This is a genomic window from Burkholderia sp. BE12, from assembly GCF_002959955.1.
Taxonomy (GTDB): domain Bacteria; phylum Pseudomonadota; class Gammaproteobacteria; order Burkholderiales; family Burkholderiaceae; genus Burkholderia.
The window spans coordinates 1-327 of sequence record NZ_PREY01000096.1; the positions used below are offsets into that span (position 1 = coordinate 1).

Genomic DNA, 327 nt, shown 5'->3' on the forward strand with positions numbered 1-327 from the left:
CGGTTCAGTCTCTGAACCAAGCCCTTAGCGTTGGTGATTGGTGGAGGCAGACGGGATCGAACCGACGACCCCCTGCTTGCAAAGCAGGTGCTCTCCCAGCTGAGCTATGCCCCCATTGAGTACAGATTTCCCTCAGGTACCTACAGCCTGCCGGCATGGGCTGCTCGTAAGCGCTAAAGCGCCAACGATCACCGACACGTCAGACAATGGTGGGTCTGGTTGGATTCGAACCAACGACCCCCGCCTTATCAAGACGGTGCTCTAACCGACTGAGCTACAGACCCCTGAGTCTGTCTTTAATTTACAGCCGATAAGCGTGAGCGCTCA

At 56.3% G+C, this 327-nt stretch carries 2 tRNA genes; both read right to left on the reverse strand.

From position 1 onward, the window contains the following. Positions 1-38: 38 nt before the first annotated feature. A tRNA-Ala gene (locus C4B30_RS35080) sits at positions 39-114 on the reverse strand. A gap of 93 nt (positions 115-207) precedes the next feature. After that, positions 208-284: transfer RNA gene (locus C4B30_RS35085), tRNA-Ile, on the reverse strand. Between the last annotated feature and the right edge of the window lie 43 nt (positions 285-327).